This is a genomic window from uncultured Caballeronia sp. (assembly GCF_964243625.1).
Taxonomy (GTDB): domain Bacteria; phylum Pseudomonadota; class Gammaproteobacteria; order Burkholderiales; family Burkholderiaceae; genus Caballeronia.
The window spans coordinates 1-2,898 of record NZ_CAXTGZ010000714.1; the positions used below are offsets into that span (position 1 = coordinate 1).

The 2,898-nt window shown below is 51.9% G+C and carries 3 protein-coding genes; 1 reads left to right on the forward strand and 2 read right to left on the reverse strand.

Annotated elements, in window-relative coordinates:
• Window positions 1-299: 299 nt before the first annotated feature.
• A complete protein-coding gene (locus tag ACFFAR_RS29790; RefSeq protein ID WP_375509071.1) occupies window positions 300-770 on the forward strand; it encodes an Lrp/AsnC family transcriptional regulator in 471 nt (156 codons plus the stop codon).
• A 199-nt stretch (window positions 771-969) separates the two neighbouring features.
• On the opposite strand, the gene ACFFAR_RS29795 is transcribed toward ACFFAR_RS29790, so the two are convergent.
• On the reverse strand, window positions 970-2,085 hold the full coding sequence (locus ACFFAR_RS29795) for a porin (protein WP_375509072.1): 1,116 nt from the start codon (window positions 2,083-2,085) through the stop codon (window positions 970-972).
• Between the two features lie 110 nt (window positions 2,086-2,195).
• The coding region (locus tag ACFFAR_RS29800) for a hypothetical protein (protein WP_375509073.1) at window positions 2,196-2,898 on the reverse strand (703 nt) is incomplete at its 5' end.

The window sequence follows — 2,898 nt, forward strand, 5'->3', positions numbered from 1 at the left end:
CATCAATTTCATCGGATTGTCAAACAAATCAGTCACGGCTATACCTCATGTGCTGTGTTTTGGTGGTCAAGGATGACCTGTGTGTCAAGAATAGATAGCGCACTTGTGCAATCTGTGATGCCGAGTGTCGAAACTTAATTTCTTTCTATCTAGCTGCGAGCTGCTAGGACATGGATCTCCAAATCAGGGCTCTGGCACGCACTAAGTGTAGTCAATTGCCAGAGAAATAAGATTTCAATAGCGATCCGTAATCGGTGACAATTCACAACTAAATTTCATTTTCGAGGATGTTGGTCGCCATGGAAAAAGTCATCATTGACCGTATCGACGTTCGACTGCTCGAGGCGCTGCAGGAAGGCGGCCGAGCGACAAACTTGGAACTCGCAGACGCAATTAAGCTGTCACCCGCCCAAACGTTGAGGAGACACCGTCGCTTAGAGGAGATTGGTCTAATCAAGAGGTATGAGACCCGACTAGACCCTTCAGCCCTAGGGCTTGGTGTGGTTGCATTTATACAAGTGACTATGGAACGCGGACATATCCGGGATCTTGGAAAATTCATAAATCTCGTCGCAGACTTGCCTCAAATACAGGAGTGCTTCTCAGTCACCGGTGAGTTCGATTACATGCTAAAAGTTGTGGAACGCGACTTAAAGTTGCTATCGATCTTCCTATTGGACACGCTCATGCGTATCCCGGGTGTAAGCAGTGTCAATTCAACGGTGTGTCTAGATGAAATCAAGAACACGAGTGCGTTACCACTTCGCTGAGTTTTTCGGCAACAGCCTGATCGTCATTTCGCGGACCCGTATCGGGGAAGTATGCTTGTTGAAAGAGGAGACCCTTTTCTGCAGTGTAAGCGCTCGCCACTCCTGTTCAAACGATCTTTCACTACACCTACACGCGGCAGGGCGAGCCCAGCGTCAGCTTTTTTTTGCCGATTGTTTGCGCGCGGGGCGGGACGTTGATTTAGAACCGCGTCCGCATACCGACGCGGATGGCCTTTGCCGAGTCGCCCGTACCTACCAAGCTTCCGTTCAAGAAAATTGGCGCGGACCCGCCTCCCAAAAATACAGGCGCAGCGCCTCCCGATGCGTGCAGATAGCTGCCGCTTGCATAAACGTCAGTTCTCTTTGAGATAGCATAGTCAAACAGCAACGTCGCATTCTGGAACTTTTGTTCGCTCAGTTTGGCATACCAATAACCGCCCATAAGCGTTGCCGCAGGTGTGAACTGGAACAGTTCGCTTATTTCATAAACAGGCATCGAACCGTTGTCGTTACGAATGCGAAAGTGTGTGTCTGTAAATAGCAGCCTCGTCAGACTGGGCCCGAATCGATAGCTCGCGCCCGCCCCAATCGAACTAACGCTTGTGCCCACAAGCGGGGCTGCCGGTAAATTCGGGAACAACGTCGTGCCGGCCTGCGACGGCGCGTTCAGACCGAGATCGTGGGTATCCGTGTAGGCAACACCCGCTTGAAAAGGGCCACCATCATACCGGGCGCCGAACGCAATGACGCGTCCGGTTCCCGCGGATACTGACGATGACGGAAAAGCGTAGAGAGCACCAACCGACAATCCGCGATAGACGGACGACGCATATTTGAGCGCATTGTTGATGTGCAACGTTCCAGCCAGATGATCGAAATCGCCGGGATGCCATGAGTATTGGCCCGCGTACTGGCCCATCGCAAACTGCGTGAGGTTATCCCAGAAAAAATCGAATTGCTTGCCGAGTTTGAACGATCCATAACGCGCGTTATTTACGCCAATCCAGGACTGACGGCTGAAGAGCACACCTGGCTGAACCAGCGTACCGCTATACAAATTAAACCCGTTTTCGAGCTGGAAAATGATCTTCGTACCCCCGCCAAGATCTTCGCTGCCGAGCAAACCCCACCTATTCGATTGAATCGAGCCGTCTTGTGCGACGAACGTTCCGTGGCCGTTCAAATTGCTGAAATAGGTAACGCCCGCGTCAATTACGCCGTAGAGCGTGACACTGCTTTGTGCCGAAACAGGCTGACTCGCGCCGCCCAACGCTACGACCATGCCAACTGCAGAGCAAAAGTATTTCGCTTTCATTGATAGATCTCCGTTAATTTTTTATTTTGGGCAAGATCTCGCCCTGCCTCTTCGTTGAGAGGCATTCGTTTCATGCGGTAAATCGCGGCGAGGAGTTCTGCTGGATGGGCCTAACCGTTAAATCGGTAAAGCACCGACTCCGCCCTAAAACGCACTTCTTCTGTAAGGCTATTGCTTACGACCAAGTAGCGAACTCCGTTCGCTTCAAACGCGGTTGCGTCTGTTCCGCCAGCCGTCGGGAATTCATCGGCGAGTTCAAATGAGCTTCCGCTCCATTGATATATCTGCGATGTAAGCGCGGTATGTGGGTCACGCGGCGTGCCGGTGATGAAGCACACGCGCACCAGATACTTGCCAAGAGCACCGTCGATCAAGCACAATTCGCGTCCGCCTGGTCCGCCCAAAGTCTGTCGTTCAATGAACCGCTCTGCGTTCATTTCATAAAGCACGGTTGATCCCATCAGGTTGGCATAGAGCATCCACAACGCCCCATGGTCCTCAAAGAAAACAAATGCTCTGCCGCCCGGATCCGGTAGTATCTGAACTGCCTCGAAACGCTCGCCCTGCCATTTAAGGATGCGCGAGCCACCCAAGTGATCGGCGTACGCCAGGTAGTGCTCGCCCGCAAAACTTTTGGATGCCCAGTTGTATCCCCACGTGCCGTCGAGCGTCTGAAACAAAACGAATTGCTCGCCATTCCATTCATAGATCCTGGATTCACGTGGATTTTTGGGTACCACGGAATCGACTGTCACACCTTGTGCAAGCGCCAGAAAATGTCGGGTATCAATGGAAAAGAAATGCCATTGCTTC